This is a genomic window from Streptomyces sp. JNUCC 63 (assembly GCF_054366325.1).
Map to the genome: position 1 here is coordinate 763264 of NZ_CM135963.1, position 15177 is coordinate 778440.

Here is a 15177-nt window from a genome sequence, read left to right on the forward strand (position 1 = left end):
GAGTACTCGCGTAGAATGGCGGAGTTTACCCCCTTTGGTAGCAGTCCCGTACGGAGCGTCCCCCATGCACAGCCCCCACGACCCGTACGTCCGAGTCCGTGGTGCTCGTGAGCACAATCTCAAGGGGGTGGACGTCGACATTCCGCGGGATGCGCTGGCCGTGTTCACGGGGGTGTCGGGGTCGGGGAAGTCGTCGCTCGCGTTCGGGACGATCTATGCGGAGGCCCAGCGGCGGTATTTCGAGTCGGTGGCGCCCTATGCGCGGAGGCTGATCCATCAGGTCGGGGCGCCGAAGGTGGGGGAGATCTCCGGGCTGCCGCCGGCCGTGTCGTTGCAGCAGCGGCGGGCGGCGCCCACCTCGCGGTCCTCGGTCGGGACCGTCACCAACCTGTCCAACTCGCTGCGGATGCTGTTCTCCCGGGCCGGGGACTATCCGGCGGGGGCCGAGCGGCTGGACTCGGACGCGTTCTCGCCGAACACGGCGGCGGGGGCCTGCCCGGAGTGTCATGGGCTGGGGCGGGTGCACCGGACGGACGAGGCCTTGCTGGTGCCCGATCCGTCGCTGTCCATCCGTGAGGGCGCGATCGCCGCTTGGCCTGGCGCCTGGCAGGGCAAGAATCTGCGGGACATTCTCGACGCGCTGGGGTACGACGTCGACCGGCCCTGGCGCGAGCTGCCGGCCGAGCAGCGTCAGTGGATCCTGTTCACGGACGAGCAGCCGGTGGTGACCGTGCATCCGGTGCGGGACGCCGACCGGATCCAACGGCCTTACCAGGGCACGTACATGAGCGCCCGGAGGTACGTGATGAAGACGTTCGCCGATTCGAAGAGCGCGGCGCTGCGCGCGAAGGCCGAGCGTTTCCTCGTCTCCGCGCCCTGCCCTGCCTGCGGCGGCAGCCGGCTGCGGCCCGAGGCACTGGCCGTGACCTTCGCGGGGCGCTCCATCGCCGAGCTGGCCGCGCTGCCGCTGACCGAGCTGGCCGGCACTCTCCGGGGCACCTCCGAGGTGGCCCATGTCCTCACCGAGGACCTCAAATCCCGTATCGCACCCGTCGTCGAGCTGGGTCTCGGCTACCTCAGCCTGGACCGGGCCACGCCCACGCTCTCGGCGGGCGAGTTGCAGCGGCTGCGGCTGGCCACCCAGTTGCGTTCGGGGCTGTTCGGGGTGGTGTACGTCCTCGACGAGCCGTCCGCGGGGCTGCACCCGGCGGACACCGAGGCCCTGCTCACGATGCTGCAGCGGCTCAAGGCGGCGGGCAACTCGCTGTTCGTGGTCGAGCACCACCTGGGTGTGGTGCGCGGTGCCGACTGGGTGGTCGATGTGGGTCCGCTGGCCGGGGAGCACGGCGGGCGGGTGCTGCACAGTGGGCCGGTGGCCGAGCTGGCGGGGGTCGGGGAGTCGGCGACGGCCCGGTTCCTGTTCGACCGCTCCCCCGCACCCGAGCGCGAAGTGCGCTGCGGTCGGGGGCAGTTGAAAGTGGGGCCGGTTCACCGGCACAACCTGCGCGGGGTGACGGCCGAGTTCCCGCTCGGTGCCTTCAGCGCGGTCACGGGGGTGTCGGGATCCGGGAAGTCCACGCTCATCGGTGAGATCACGGAGGAGTTGGCGGGGGTCGGGCGGCTGGTCTCCGTGGACCAGAAGCCGATCGGACGCACCCCGCGGTCGAACCTCGCCACGTACACCGGGCTGTTCGATGTCGTACAGAAGGTGTTCGCGGGGACGGACGCCGCCCGAGAACGTGGTTACGGGGTCGGGCGGTTCTCCTTCAACGTGGTCGGCGGGCGGTGCGAGACCTGTCAGGGCGAGGGGTTCGTGAGTGTGGAGCTGCTGTTCCTGCCGAGCACATACGCGCCGTGCCCGGCCTGCGGCGGTGCGCGCTACAACCCCGAGACGCTTGAAGTGACCTACCGCGGGCGGAACATCGCTCAGGTGCTGGACCTCACGGTGGAGAGCGCGGCGGAGTTCTTCGCCGACACTCCCGCCGTGGCCCGCAGCCTCGGCGCCCTCCTCGACGTGGGCCTCGGCTACCTGCGCCTCGGGCAGCCGGCCACCGAACTGTCGGGCGGCGAGGCCCAGCGCATCAAGCTCGCGAGCGAGTTGCAGCGCGGCCGCCGCGGCCACACCCTCTACCTTCTCGACGAGCCGACGACCGGCCTGCACCCGGCTGACGTGGAGGTCCTGATGCGGCAGTCGCACGGCCTCGTCGACGCCGGTCACACCGTGATCGTCGTCGAGCACGACATGTCCGTCGTGGCCGGTGCCGACTGGGTCGTCGACCTCGGGCCGGGCGGCGGCGACGAGGGCGGCCGGATCGTGGCGGCGGGACCGCCGGCGGAGGTGGCCCGTGCGGAGGGCAGTGCTACGGCGCCCTATCTGGCGCGGGAGCTGCGGGGAGGGCGCTGAGGCGTCCGGGCGGACTGCCCGTTTCTCAGTGGGCCCGAGCGTGGCCGCATAGGGGTGGACGACCGGGTCGACGAGGACGGTACGGACCTGGTTCCCCCGCCCGACGCGGCGGGCGAGCCCTGACGTTCGCCCGCTGGTACCCGGACCGGCTCGAGAGCATCGAGAACCCGGGCCCCGTGAGCGGCGCCGGCGACCGAGGCTCGCCGACGTCCGTGCGCCCGGGTCGCTATGCCACCAGTGCCGCGTGCGCCCAGCACGGCTCGTCCGCGTGATCGTGCTGGGCGGCACGGGCCAGGGTGCGGCGGTCCGGGTGGGTGCCCGGTGGGATCACGGGCCGTACCTCGACCTCGGCCGTCAGGCCGCGTGTCGACGCCACCCGCCACAGGGACGCCAGCAGGGAGTCGTCCCCGACGAAGGCCGCGGCGGTGCCGGTCGCTCCCCCCGCGACGTGGTAGCGGATGCGGACCGGCTGGACCGGTACGCCGACGTCCAGGGCGGCCTGGAAGACGGCGCGGCGGAAGCGGCCCTGGGCTCGGCCGCACCAGGTGCTGCCCTCGGGGAAGGCGGCGACCGCGGTGCCCTCGCGCAGTGCCTCGGCGATGCGGGCGACCGTGTCCGGGAGGGCACGCGGGCGGTCCCGTTCGATGAACAGGGTCCCGCCGCGTGCCGCGAGCGCGCCCGCCACCGGCCACCGGCGGATCTCCGTCTTGGCGAGCATCCGGGCCGGGCGCACCGCGGCCAGCAGCGGGATGTCCAGCCAGGAGATGTGGTTGGCGACCAGGAGGAGGCCTCCGGTGGGCGGGGCGGTGCCGGTGATGCGGAGGCGGACCCCCGAGGCCCGTACGATCGCGCGGCACCAGCGCCTGACCCAGTCGGCGGGGATCCTCCCCCGCAAGCGGGGGCACCCCCAGCCGAGCGGTGAGAGTACGACCCCGGTCAGGACCAGTGCCGCGACCAGCGTCAGCCGCAGCACGGCGCGCGGTACGGCCGCCGCCGATCCCGTCGTCTCCACGCACGCCCTCGGGGTGCAGGGCGCGCTGGGCAGCCAGGTGCTCATCAGGCCGGGACGAGGGAGAGGAAGTGCCGCAGATAGCGCGGGCTGACCGAGCGCATCGGCAGCAGGACGTACAGGTCGGCGACCCCGAAGTCCGGGTCGTGGGCGGGCTCGCCGCAGACCCGGGCGCCGAGGCGGAGGTAGCCGCGCAGGAGGGCGGGCAGTTCGGTGCGGGCGGCGGGCGCGGGCGCGGCCTGGGGTATCCACGGCAGCAGCGGGCGTACCCGGTGCTCCTGCGGTGCGAGGTACTTGGCGCGCACCCGGTCCCAGGTGGCGGAGGCGAGCGCGCCGCCGTCGGCCAGCGGGATCGAGCAGCAGCCCGCCAGCCACTCGTGGCCGCGGTCGACCATGTAGCGGGCCAGGCCGGCCCAGATGAGGCCGATCACCGTGCCGTCGCGGTGGTCGGGGTGTACGCAGGAGCGGCCCACCTCGACCAGGCCGGGGCGGATCGCGTTCAGCGGTGTCAGGTCGAACTCGCTCTCCGCGTACAGCCGTCCGGCGATCGCGGCCCGCTCCGGCGGCAGCAGCCGGTATGTGCCGACGACCTGCCCGGTGAGCGTGTCGTGCACGAGGAGGTGGTCGCAGTACGCGTCGAAGGGGTCGACGTCGTAGCCGGGCTGCGGAGTGGACAGCAGGGCGCCCATCTCCCCGGCGAAGACGTCGTACCGCAGCCGCTGCGCGGCCCGCACGTCCGCCTCGTCGCGGGCGAGGGTGACGGTGTAGCGGGCGGGCGCCGCGGGCTGCGGGGGGCTTGCGAGCGTGGTGACGGCGGTCATGGCACTCTCCTGGTCACGGGCCGGGTTCGGCCGGGTGAGGGGCGGCCGGTGGCGTACGGGCCGCTCTCCCTGTTTCTTCCGGGGCCGGCTGACCTTGGCGTGACCTGCGTGGAGAGGCCGGGTGTGAGGTTGTTGAATGCCGGGGGTGCGAAACGGGGCCGGGGATGAGCACCACTCCCGGCCCCGCCCGTCCGCCCCCTGTGGCGAACGTCCTGTGAGCTGCGCGTGGCTGGGCAGCCTTGGTGAAGTCCGGTGCGGTACCGCGCCCCGTGAGGGGCGCGGGGCCGTATTGGTGTGCGGCTCCTCCCCCAAGCTCTTGACGAGCAGGGGGGACCCCCATCGTGGGCGCGGCCGGCCCCCACCGGCCCGCGGGTTCGTCACCGTGCTTCCAGCGGAGCGCTTACCGCTTGGACGCCTTTCGGGTCGCGCGCAGCCACTCCTTGTTCATGCTGGTGATCGACATCAGGGGGATGCCCTTGGGGCAGGCGGTGGCGCACTCGCCGGTCAGGGTGCAGCCGCCGAAGCCCTCCTCGTCCATCTGGGCCACCATGTCCAGGACGCGGGTCTCGCGCTCGGGCGCGCCCTGCGGCAGGACGTTGAGGTGGTTGATCTTGGCGGAGGTGAAGAGCATCGCCGCGCCGTTGGGGCAGGCGGCCACGCAGGCGCCGCAGCCGATGCACTCGGCGTGCTCGAAGGCGAAGTCGGCGTCCGGCTTCGGCACGGGCGTGGCGTGGGCCTCGGGCGCGGAGCCGGTGGGGGCGGTGATGTAGCCGCCGGCCTGGATGATGCGGTCGAAGGCCGAGCGGTCGACCACCAGGTCCTTCACCACCGGGAAGGCCGATGCCCGCCACGGCTCGATGTCGATCGTGTCGCCGTCCTTGAAGGACCGCATGTGCAGCTGGCAGGTGGTGGTGCGCTCGGGGCCGTGCGCGTCGCCGTTGATGACCAGGCTGCACGCGCCGCAGATGCCCTCGCGGCAGTCGTGGTCGAAGGCGACCGGGTCCTCGCCCTTGAGGATGAGCTCCTCGTTGAGGGTGTCGAGCATCTCCAGGAAGGACATGTCGGGCGAGATGCCGTCCACCTCGTAGGTGGACATGGCACCGTCGGCGTCGGCGTTCTTCTGCCGCCAGACGCGCAGGGTGAGCTTCATGCGTAGCTCCGCTGAGTGGGGTGGACGTACTCGAAGACCAGGTCTTCCTTGTGCAGGGTGGGGGCCTCGCCCGTTCCCGTGAACTCCCAGGCCGCCGCGTAGGCGAACTCGTCGTCCCTGCGGGCCGCTTCGCCGTCGGGGGTCTGGGACTCCTCGCGGAAGTGGCCGCCGCAGGACTCGTTGCGGTGCAGGGCGTCGAGGCACATGAGCTCGGCGAGCTCCAGGTAGTCGACGATGCGGTTGGCCTTCTCCAGGGACTGGTTGAGTTCCTCGCCGGTGCCGGGGACCTTGATGCGCCGCCAGAACTCCTCGCGGAGCTCGGGGATGCGCTCCAGGGCCTTGCGCAGGCCTGCGTCGGTGCGGGCCATGCCGCAGAGCTCCCACATCAGCTCGCCGAGTTCACGGTGGAAGGAGTCGGGGGTGCGGTCGCCGTCGATGGAGAGGAGCAGGTTGAGGCGGTCCTCGGTCTCCGCCAGCACCTCCTGGACCACCGGGTGTTCGTCGGTCACCCGGTCCTGGTGCGGGTTGCGGGCCAGGTAGTCGTTGATGGTGGCCGGGAGGACGAAGTAGCCGTCGGCGAGCCCCTGCATCAGCGCGGAGGCGCCGAGGCGGTTGGCGCCGTGGTCGGAGAAGTTGGCCTCGCCGACCGCGAACAGGCCGGGGATCGTGGTCTGCAGGTCGTAGTCGACCCACAGGCCGCCCATCGTGTAGTGCACGGCGGGGTAGATCCGCATCGGCACCTCGTACGGGTTCTCCGCGGTGATCCGCTCGTACATGTCGAAGAGGTTGCCGTACTTCTCCTCGACCTTCTTGCGGCCCATCCGCCGGATCGCGTCGGCGAAGTCCAGGTACACGCCCTGGCCGCCGGGGCCGACACCGCGGCCCTCGTCGCAGACGTTCTTCGCGGCGCGGGAGGCGATGTCACGCGGGACGAGGTTGCCGAAGGACGGGTAGATGCGCTCCAGGTAGTAGTCGCGCTCGTCCTCGGGGATCTCGTTCGGCGGGCGGTTGTCGCCCTTGGCCCTGGGGACCCAGATACGGCCGTCGTTGCGCAGCGACTCGCTCATCAGGGTGAGCTTGGACTGGTGGTCGCCGGTGCGCGGGATGCAGGTGGGGTGGATCTGGGTGAAGCAGGGGTTGGCGAAGTAGGCGCCGCGCCGGTGCGCCCGCCAGATGGCGGTCGCGTTGGAGTTCATGGCGTTGGTCGACAGGTAGAAGACGTTGCCGTAGCCGCCGGAGGCGAGGACGACGGCGTCGGCGAAGTACGTGTCGATCCTGCCGGTGATCAGGTCGCGCGCCACGATGCCGCGGGCCCGGCCGTCCACGACGATCAGGTCCAGCATCTCGGTGCGCGGGTGCATCTCGATGTTGCCGGCGGCGATCTGCCGGGACAGCGCCTGGTAGGCGCCGAGCAGGAGCTGCTGGCCCGTCTGGCCGCGGGCGTAGAAGGTGCGGGAGACCTGGACGCCGCCGAAGGAGCGGGTGTCGAGCAGGCCGCCGTACTCGCGGGCGAACGGGACGCCCTGGGCCACGCACTGGTCGATGATCTCCACCGAGATCTGCGCCAGGCGGTGCACGTTGGACTCGCGGGCGCGGAAGTCGCCGCCCTTGACGGTGTCGTAGAACAGGCGGTGGATGGAGTCGCCGTCGTTGCGGTAGTTCTTCGCCGCGTTGATGCCGCCCTGGGCGGCGATGGAGTGGGCGCGGCGCGGGGAGTCCTGGTAGCAGAACTGGACGACGTGGTAGCCCTGTTCGGCCAGGGTGGCGCCCGCGGAGCCGCCGGCGAGGCCGGTGCCGACCACGATCACCGTGTGCTTGCGCCGGTTGGCCGGGTTGACCAGCTTGGCCTCGAAACGGCGCTTGTCCCAGCGCTCGTTGATCGGGCCGGACGGGGCCTTGGTGTCGACGACCGGCTCACCGGTCGCGTACTCGACGTAGGAGGTCATGTCAGCTCACCACTCCGGTCATGACGCCCACCGGGACGGCGATGAAGCCGGCCGTGAGCAGCAGTGCGAGAACGTTGGCGACGGTCTTCAGGGCGCGGTCGCGGGTGCGGCTGCCGACGCCGAGGGTCTGGGCGGCGCTCCAGAAGCCGTGCCGGATGTGCAGGCCGAGCGCCAGCATGGCGACGATGTAGATCACGTTGCCGTACCAGGTGGAGAAGGTGGCCACGATGTTCTGGTACGGGTGGCCCGGCTGGAAGCCGGAGTGCACGGTGCCGGTGGTCAGGTCGAGGATGTGCCAGACGATGAACAGGCCGAGGATGATCCCGCCCCAGCGCATGGTGCGGGTGGCGTAGCTCGCCCGGGGCTTCGAGTGCACGTACTTGCTGGGCCTCGCCCTGATGTCGCGGCGGCTGAGCTGGTACGCGGAGACGCCGTGGGCGACGACCGCGACCACGAGGACGATCCGGACGAGCCAGAGCGTCCACTCGTAGTGCATGAACGGTTCGCCGAGGGTGCGCAGCCAGTGTGCGTAGTGGTTGAACTCACCGGCCCCGAAGAAGATCTTCAGGTTTCCGATCATGTGGACGACCAGGTACAGCAGCATGATCAGGCCGCTGACCGCCATCACGGTCTTCTTGCCGACGGTCGAGCCCCACACGGTGCGTGCCATGGACGGCCGTCGGTCCGTCCGCGTTGCCAGTGCCATGACTCCGCACGGTAGGGCCTTTGGTCCCCATCGGTCCAAGACATGGAATGGCTCGATTCGATAGGGAACACCTATGAAGGGCTATGCTGGGGGTGTGCAGTTCCAGCAGCTCCAGTACTTCGTGGCGGTCGCCGAGACCCGGCACTTCACCCGGGCCGCCGAGCTGGTCCATGTGGCGCAGCCGTCGCTGTCCCAGCAGATCAAGGCGCTGGAGCGGGAGTTGGGTGCGGATCTGTTCCTGCGGGCGCGGGGCAACATCACACTCACCGACGCGGGTGAGGCGCTGCTGCCGCTGGCGCGGCGGATCCTCGCGGACGCGGACACGGCGCGGCACGAGGTGCAGGAGCTGGTGCAGCTGCGGCGCGGGCGGGTGCGGCTGGGGGCCACCCCCAGTCTGTGCACGGGTCTGCTGCCGGACGTGCTGCGTGCCTTCCACGACCGGTATCCCGGCATCCGGCTGCTGATCGAGGAGGGCGGCTCGCACGATCTGGTGCGGGAGCTGGCGCGCGGCGCCCTCGACCTCGCCCTGGTGGTGTTTCCTCTGCCCACCCCCTCCCCCGCGCTGACCACGGTGGAGTTGCTGCGCGAGGACCTGGTGGTGGTCTCGTCACCGGAGGCGCCCGTGCCCGGCGGCCCGGGGCGGCGGACGGTGCGCATCGCCGACCTGGAGGGCGAGCGCCTGGTGATGTTCCGGCACGGGTACGACCTGCGGGAGCTGACGGTCGCCGCGTGCCGTGCCGAGGGGTTCGAGCCGGACCTCGCGGTCGAGGGCGGTGAGATGGACGCGGTGCTGGGGTTCGTGCGGGCGGGTCTGGGCGTCGCCGTCGTGCCGCGTATGGTGGCGACCCGTTCCGGCCGCGGCCTGCGGGTCACTCCGCTGGCCCGGCCCGGGCTGCACCGTACGATCGCGCTGGCCCACCGCAGCGATGTGGCTCCGCCTCGGGCGGCTCGTGAGCTGCAGCGGATGCTGCTGGAGCGGTGAGGGCTGGTTTTCTCGCCCCCGCCGCCCCTGCCCGTCCCGTCCCTGGGGCTCCGCCCCCAGGCCCCGGGGAGAGCGTGTTCGGCTGCGGGTGCGTCGTGGCCGGCCGCGCCCACGATGGGGATCCCCCCTGCTCGTCAAGAGCTTGGGGGAGGAGCCGCATATCGAAACGGCCCCGCGCCCCTGAGGCCCCTTCGGGGCCCGGGGCGGAGCCCCGCACAGGCACCTCCGCTCAGCCCGTCGCGTCCGCCAGTGCCAGTTCGTGGAGGCGTTCCGGTGGGCCCGGGCGGGCGTAGTACCAGCCCTGGGCCGTGTCGCAGCCGAGTACGCGGAGTTGTTCGGCCTGGGCGCCCGTCTCCACGCCCTCCACCGTCACCGCCAGGTCCAGGCTGTGGGCGAGGGCCACGATGCCCTCGACGATCTTGAGGTCGACGGGGTCGGCCGGGAACCGCTGCATGCTCTGGGTGAAGGAACGGTCCAGCTTGAGGACGCTCACCGGCAGTCGGCGCAGGTTGGCCAGGTTGGAGTAGCCGGTGCCGAAGTCGTCCAGGGCGATGTCGACGCCCATCTCGGCCAGCCGCCGCAGGGGTTTGAGCAGGTCGTCGTCCGCGCCGATCAGCGCCGACTCGGTGACCTCCAGGCAGAGGGCGTCCGGCTGCACGCCCGTGCGCTCCAGGATCTCGACGGTGTCCTGGACGAGACCGGGGTGGTGGAGCTGGCAGGGCGAGAGGTTGACGTTGATGCGCAGGGGGCCCGCGGACTCGGCGTCGTGCAGCTCCCGCCACTCGCGGGCCTGACGTACCGACTGCTCCATGACCCAGCGGCCCAGCGGGACGATCAGCCCGGTGTGCTCGGCGAGCGGGATGAACCGGTCGGGGCCGAGGATGCCGTGCTGCGGATGCAGCCACCGCACCAGCGCCTCGGCACCCCGTACGCTGCCGTCGCCGAGGTGCACCAGCGGCTGGTACTCGATGAAGAACTCGCCCCGGTCCAGGGCCGTCGGCAGCGCCGTGGTCAGCCCGTGCCGGGTGATGGCGCGGGCGTCGGCCTCGGGGTCGGCGAGCTCGAAGCGGTTGCCGCCGGCCGACTTGGCCCGGTACATGGTGATGTCCGCGCTGCGCAGCACCTCCGCCGCGTTGCGCTCCCCCACCGGGCCCTCGACGACGCCGATGCTGCCGCGCACGGTCAGCTCGCGGCCTTCGATACGGATGGGCGCGACGAGCGCGTTCATGATGCGGGCGGCGAGCTCGTCGGCCTCGTGCCGGGTGTCGGTCCCGGTGGTCAGCGCGACGAACTCGTCGCCGCCGAGCCGCGCGACCATCTCGCCGGGCGCTGTCGCGCACGCCTGCAGCCGGTCGGCGACCTCGACGAGCAGCCGGTCGCCGGCCGCGTGCCCGAGGCTGTCGTTGATGGTCTTGAAGCCGTCCAGGTCGAGGTAGCACAGGCCGAACCGCCGGCCCTCGCCCGCGTTCAACGCCTTCTCCAGCCGCTCGAAGAACAGCGTGCGGTTGGGCAGGCCGGTCAGCGCGTCGTGCGTGGCCTCGTAGCGCAGGCGGAGGTTGAGCAGCCGCCGCTCGGTGGTGTCCTCCATCAGGGCGAGCTGGTACTGGGGGTTGCCGTCGGCGTCGCGGAGGAGGGAGACGGTCAGGTTGGTCCACAGGACCGTTCCGTCGGGGCGGTAGAAGGCCTTCTCCACGTGGTAGTGCTCGCGTTCGCCGCGCACCAGCTCCTCGTACAGCCGCCACACCTGCGGCGCGTCGTCGGCGTGCGTCCAGTCGCGTACGTTGCGGCCGCGCATGCTCTGTTCGGAGCCGCCGAACATGCGCAGCAGCGCGCCGTTGACCTGCAGGACGTTGCCCTCGAGGTCGGCGATGCCGATGCCTATCGCCGCGCCCTCGAAGACCGCGCGGAAGCGCGCCTCGCTGGTGTGCAGCGCCTGCGCGACCACGCCCTGGGCGCGCAGCGCGGCCTGCGCGATCGCCTCCTGCTCGGCCAGTGTCCGCTCGCGCAGCGCCCGCGCGAAACCGGCGGCCATCGCGTGCTGCAGCCGGGAGGAGCGCGCCCGCAGGTCCTCCTGGTCGCCGCCCTCCCCGCAGTAGAGCACGAGGTAGGCGTCGAGGCAGTCCAGCGTGCGGCTGAGCGCCTCGGGCGCGGTGCAGTGCGCGTCGACCAGCGCGGCGCCGACCGCCTCGCCCTCCGCGGCGTCGAAGGCCCTGGCCAGCAGCGCCCCGCTCAGGCGGCGAGCGAGCGGCAGGAGTCGTTCCTCGAACTCCGGGCGGGTCAGCGACGTGGAGGTCACCGGGAAGACCGCCCGGCTCCAGATCGCCGTCAGCCGGCGCAGTCTGCCCTCCGGCCCGTCCGGTTCCGCGCTCACGCCGTACGCCCCATGCCGGCGAAACCGGAGAAGGCGTACGGGTCCTCGTCCTCCGGTGCCGTACGAGGCCGCCAGGACGCCATCGGCACCAGCCCGGGTTCCACCATGTCGTACCCCTCGAAGAACCGCGCGATCTCGTCACGCGAGCGCATGATCAGCGGGTTGCGGATGTCCTTGTAGACGTCGACCACGGACTCGCTCCGCTCCTCGGGGAGCGGGATTCCCTCGTGCGAGGCGTGCGTGAGAACGAGCAGGCTGCCGGGCGCGAGCGCGTCGCGCAGCTGGGCCACCACCTTGTAGGGGTCGTCCGCGTCTTCCACGAAGTGCAGTATGGCAACGAGAAGCAGCGCGACTGGCCGATTCGGGTCGATCAGCCGTCGCACCGGGGGGCTTTCGAGGATTTCCCGGGGCTTGCGCAGATCGGCCGCGACCACGTCCGCGTCGTCGTTGCCCTCGAGGACCGCCTGGCTGTGGGCGACGGCCACCGGGTCGTGGTCGACGTACACCACGCGCACGCCGGGACGGGCGGCCTGGGCGACCTCGTGCACGTTGCCGAAGGTGGGGATGCCGGAGCCGATGTCGAGGAACTGCGTGATGCCCTCGTCCAGGGCGAAGTCCACGGCGCGGCGCATGAACGCCCGGTTCGCCTGCATGATCTTGGGCAGGCCCGGCATGGACTCCATGGCCTTGCGGGCCGCTTCCCGGTCCACCTCGAAGTTGTGCGAACCGCCCAGGTAGTAGTCGTAGATACGAGCGACGCTCGGCACCGAGATGTCGATACTCCGTGGGGCCCAGGCGGGGCGCTCCATCTGTCTCTCCAGGGCGTAGGCGATCCGGTGTTCGAGCCGAAGGCTACTGATCGCCCGCCAACAGGGCGAGCGGAAACGGAAATTGACATCCGTTCCCGGTCACCACCTGCGGCTGCGGCCCGCTCTTCGCGCCCGCATCACGGCGGATTGCCACGATGTGCGCACACGGCGGACCGCCCCCTCCGTGCGGCGCGGAGGGGGCGGCCGGTCTGCCCTGACCTGAGAAGGCGATCTACTTCGGCGCGCCGATCGGCTTGCCGTCGGGCGAGACGGCGAACCAGGTGCCGCCGACGCCCTGACCGTTGACGTCCCCGGGCTTCTTGTCCCCGGAGAAGGTGTAGATGGGCCAGCAGCCGATGGACATCTGCTTGACTCCGTCCGGCCGGGTGAAGGGCATCAGGCCCTTCTTCACGATGCCCTTGACGTCGTTCTCGGCGACGGGCGCCACGGCCGGCCACTTCTCCAGGCAGGAACCGGTGCAGGCGGAGACCGACTTCGGCCACGCCTGGTCCTTGGTGAAGCGGTAGACCGTCATGCCGTTCTTGTCGACGATGATGTCGCCCAGCTCGGTCTTCTTCACCGACAGGCCCGGCAGGCTCGCCAACGAGGCCTTCTTGCCGTCGGGCGCCAGGGCGAACCACTTGTCGTTCACGCCCTGGCCCCTGGTCTCACCGGCCTGGGTGTCCTTGGCATAGCGGTACGCGGGCCAGCCGCCGATCGTCAGCTGCTTGGTGCCGTCGGAGCGGGTGACCTCGCCGAGCAGGGCCTTGTCGACGCCGGCGCCGGCGGTGGCGTCGCCGGCGGGAACGGGCGGCCAGGCCGTGGCGCAGTCGCCGTCGCAGTTGGACTTGGGGGGCTCGGCCGTGTCCGCGTCGAAGCGGTACAGGGTCATCCCGGCGCTGTCGGTCACCACCTTGCCCAGTTCCGCGTTGGCGGAGACCGCGAGCTGTCCGGCGGACTTCGACGCGCCCGCGGAGCCCTGCTGGCCGTCGGCGCCGTAGCCGTTGCCGGCACCGGCCCCGGTGCCGGTACCCGTTCCGGAGCTGCCGAAGCCGCCCGCCGCGGCCGTCGCACCCACGTTCTGGCTGCCCGCCGAAGGGGTTTCCTGACCGCATGCCGTCGTCAGCGCCAGCACAGCCGCGGCAGTCGCCACGAGTGAGGCGCTCCGCCAGGAGGTGTTCATCGTCAACTCCCATAATCCCAAGGGTGTCGCAGCGCCCTGCTGCGCCGCCGCACGACACTGGGTACGCATGGGCGTGCCGGTTGTGTTCAACGGCGGCGCGAATTTCTTTACGGAACCTGTGACACGTTCCGGGCGACCCGTACGCGCGTACCCGTCCACGGCGACGCGCCGACCGACCGATCAAACCCTCTGACCTGCAGCTTCCCACCTTCGAGGCAATCCACGGGCACCGCGGCGTGCCCCGGTCCGCCAGAGCTCATGATCTCGCTCGTGCATGGAGTGCATCGACCCGAACCGACCCGATTCGCCCTGACGCTGCGGATGTTGGCGCCGGCAGTCCTGGCCTGGGCGTGCGTGGGCGGGCAGGCCGTCCCGGCCGCTGCCGACGCCTGCGCGTACGTCTCCACGGGCCCGGACGCAGTGGTGGCGGTGTCGGCGGCCGGCGGCGGCCCCTGGCCCCCGCTGCCACCGCCGTGCCCGCAGCCGACGCCGCCTCCCCCGCCCTCCCCGAGTCCCGCGCCGACCCCGACACCGACTCCCACTCCCACTCCCACTCCCACTCCCGAGCCTCCCCCGCCGAAGCCCGCTCCCCGGCCGGCACCACCGAAGCCGAGGCCCACCCCGGCACCCGAGCCTCCACCGCCCCCGCGTCCGGCCCCCGCGGCCCCGCAGCCCCGGCCCACACCCCCGCCGCCCCCGCCTCCGTCGCCTCCGGCCCCGAAACCGGCACCCGAGCCCCGCCCCTCCGTGGCGCCGGTGACCTACCCGCGCCACCACCCCCAGCCGTCCCGGCCGACGCCGCGGCACAGCCCGTCGCCGATCACCTACGTCCTGCTCATCGCGGTGCCCGCACTGGCCGCCGTCGCCGCGCTCCGCCCGCGCTGACCCCTGGAGGAACCCTTTGTCGGAATGGCTTGTTCTCACCCTGGCGATGCTGGCCGCCTGCGTGGTGGTCGTCGTCATCACCCTCGTGCGGCACCGTACGAAGGCCGAGGACGACGATCCCACCGAGACCCCGGACGTCATCGAGTACATGACGATGTGGATCGGCGTGGTGTACGCCATCGTGCTGGGCCTGGCCATCGCCGGTGTCTGGGAGGCGCGCGTCGCCGCCCAGGACCACGTCCAGGCGGAGGCCCAGGCGCTGCACGAGATCTCCGAGCGCGTCCGCGTCTACCCGCCCGACGTCCGCGACCGGATCCGCGGCGACGTCAACGCCTACGTCGGACACGTCGTCACCACCGAGTGGAAGAGCATGGCCGACCACGGCCAGGTCACCGGACGGGGCGACGCGCTGCTCGCCCGCGTCCGCGCCGACGTCACCGACTACCGGCCGAAGTCGGACTTCGAGGCGCAGGCCTACCAGCCGCTGGTGGACCAGGTGGCCGTCGCCGCCCAGGCCCGCACCGCACGCGCCGACTCCACCGGACCGACGATGCCGGGCGTGGTGTGGTTCGGGCTGCTCTCGGGGGCCGTCGTCACCATCGGGATGGTGTTCGCGCTGCAGATCCGGCGCACGCCACGGGAACTGGTCCTCGCGGGGCTTTTCTCCGCGCTGATCGCCTTCCTGCTCTTCCTGATCTGGGACTTCGACGCGCCCTACAGCCGCGGGGTGTCGGCGACGGCCGGTCCCTTCCTGGCCCTGTTCCCGCACCTCACAGGCTGACGGGCTGACAGATCCTCAGTCCCGTCCCCCGCCCGCAGGAACGCCGTCCCCTGTGCAGCCCACAGCGTTGCCCCGTTCGCCCGGGTGCGATCGCGCCGCGGCGCACATCTCCCTAGCGTTTCGATCATCG

12 protein-coding genes are annotated in these 15177 nt (G+C 71.8%); 4 read left to right on the plus strand and 8 right to left on the minus strand.

Annotation, left to right across the window (positions count from 1 at the left end):
• The first annotated feature begins 64 nt into the window (after positions 1-64).
• Positions 65-2404, plus strand: coding sequence for an ATP-binding cassette domain-containing protein (locus tag ACX25U_RS03560; protein ID WP_454388968.1), 2340 nt, complete (start codon positions 65-67; stop codon positions 2402-2404).
• 226 nt (positions 2405-2630) lie between these two features.
• Here ACX25U_RS03560 and ACX25U_RS03565 read toward each other — a convergent pair whose 3' ends face one another.
• From ACX25U_RS03565 to ACX25U_RS03585, 5 genes are all read right to left on the minus strand, one after another.
• On the minus strand, positions 2631-3461 hold the full coding sequence (locus ACX25U_RS03565) for a lysophospholipid acyltransferase family protein (protein WP_454388970.1): 831 nt from the start codon (positions 3459-3461) through the stop codon (positions 2631-2633).
• A complete protein-coding gene (locus ACX25U_RS03570) occupies positions 3461-4234 on the minus strand; it encodes a GNAT family N-acetyltransferase (protein ID WP_454388972.1) in 774 nt (257 codons plus the stop codon). The genes ACX25U_RS03565 and ACX25U_RS03570 overlap by 1 nt, the downstream gene beginning before the upstream one ends.
• Before the next feature lie 400 nt (positions 4235-4634).
• Positions 4635-5384 carry a succinate dehydrogenase/fumarate reductase iron-sulfur subunit gene (locus ACX25U_RS03575; protein ID WP_454388974.1) on the minus strand — a complete coding sequence of 250 codons (750 nt, stop codon included), beginning with the start codon at positions 5382-5384 and terminating at the stop codon, positions 4635-4637.
• Entirely contained in the window at positions 5381-7330 is a 1950-nt protein-coding gene (locus ACX25U_RS03580) for a fumarate reductase/succinate dehydrogenase flavoprotein subunit (protein WP_454388976.1), read from the minus strand. The genes ACX25U_RS03575 and ACX25U_RS03580 overlap by 4 nt, the downstream gene beginning before the upstream one ends.
• A gap of 1 nt (position 7331) precedes the next feature.
• A complete protein-coding gene (locus tag ACX25U_RS03585; protein ID WP_454394798.1) occupies positions 7332-8000 on the minus strand; it encodes a succinate dehydrogenase in 669 nt (222 codons plus the stop codon).
• Between the two features lie 130 nt (positions 8001-8130).
• Here ACX25U_RS03585 and ACX25U_RS03590 point away from each other — a divergent pair, with 130 nt between their 5' ends.
• On the plus strand, positions 8131-9018 hold the full coding sequence (locus ACX25U_RS03590) for a LysR family transcriptional regulator (RefSeq protein WP_454394800.1): 888 nt from the start codon (positions 8131-8133) through the stop codon (positions 9016-9018).
• Between the two features lie 229 nt (positions 9019-9247).
• Here the strand turns inward: ACX25U_RS03590 and ACX25U_RS03595 are convergent, their stop codons facing one another.
• The 3 genes from ACX25U_RS03595 to ACX25U_RS03605 form a co-directional block, all read right to left on the minus strand.
• Positions 9248-11389, minus strand: a complete 2142-nt coding sequence (locus ACX25U_RS03595; RefSeq protein ID WP_454388978.1) for a putative bifunctional diguanylate cyclase/phosphodiesterase — start codon at positions 11387-11389, stop codon at positions 9248-9250.
• On the minus strand, positions 11386-12198 hold the full coding sequence (locus ACX25U_RS03600) for an SAM-dependent methyltransferase (protein ID WP_454388980.1): 813 nt from the start codon (positions 12196-12198) through the stop codon (positions 11386-11388). The genes ACX25U_RS03595 and ACX25U_RS03600 overlap by 4 nt, the downstream gene beginning before the upstream one ends.
• A 232-nt stretch (positions 12199-12430) precedes the next feature.
• On the minus strand, positions 12431-13381 hold the full coding sequence (locus ACX25U_RS03605; RefSeq protein WP_454388982.1) for an SCO0930 family lipoprotein: 951 nt from the start codon (positions 13379-13381) through the stop codon (positions 12431-12433).
• 756 nt (positions 13382-14137) lie between these two features.
• On the opposite strand from ACX25U_RS03605, the gene ACX25U_RS03610 reads away from it, so the two are divergent.
• Together ACX25U_RS03610 and ACX25U_RS03615 are read left to right on the plus strand one after the other, a co-directional pair.
• A complete protein-coding gene (locus ACX25U_RS03610; protein ID WP_454388983.1) occupies positions 14138-14266 on the plus strand; it encodes a hypothetical protein in 129 nt (42 codons plus the stop codon).
• Between the two features lie 16 nt (positions 14267-14282).
• Positions 14283-15047, plus strand: coding sequence for a bestrophin-like domain (locus tag ACX25U_RS03615; protein WP_454388985.1), 765 nt, complete (start codon positions 14283-14285; stop codon positions 15045-15047).
• Positions 15048-15177 lie beyond the last annotated feature (130 nt).

Bases quoted from the DNA above. Each gene is read 5' to 3' on its own strand.
- ACX25U_RS03560 (WP_454388968.1), top strand. From the start codon at position 65: ATGCACAGCCCCCACGACCCGTACGTCCGAGTCCGTGGTGCTCGTGAG.
- ACX25U_RS03565 (WP_454388970.1), bottom strand. From the start codon at position 3,461: ATGAGCACCTGGCTGCCCAGCGCGCCCTGCACCCCGAGGGCGTGCGTG.
- ACX25U_RS03570 (WP_454388972.1), bottom strand. From the start codon at position 4,234: ATGACCGCCGTCACCACGCTCGCAAGCCCCCCGCAGCCCGCGGCGCCC.
- ACX25U_RS03575 (WP_454388974.1), bottom strand. From the start codon at position 5,384: ATGAAGCTCACCCTGCGCGTCTGGCGGCAGAAGAACGCCGACGCCGAC.
- ACX25U_RS03580 (WP_454388976.1), bottom strand. From the start codon at position 7,330: ATGACCTCCTACGTCGAGTACGCGACCGGTGAGCCGGTCGTCGACACC.
- ACX25U_RS03585 (WP_454394798.1), bottom strand. From the start codon at position 8,000: ATGGCACGCACCGTGTGGGGCTCGACCGTCGGCAAGAAGACCGTGATG.
- ACX25U_RS03600 (WP_454388980.1), bottom strand. From the start codon at position 12,198: ATGGAGCGCCCCGCCTGGGCCCCACGGAGTATCGACATCTCGGTGCCG.
- ACX25U_RS03605 (WP_454388982.1), bottom strand. From the start codon at position 13,381: ATGAACACCTCCTGGCGGAGCGCCTCACTCGTGGCGACTGCCGCGGCT.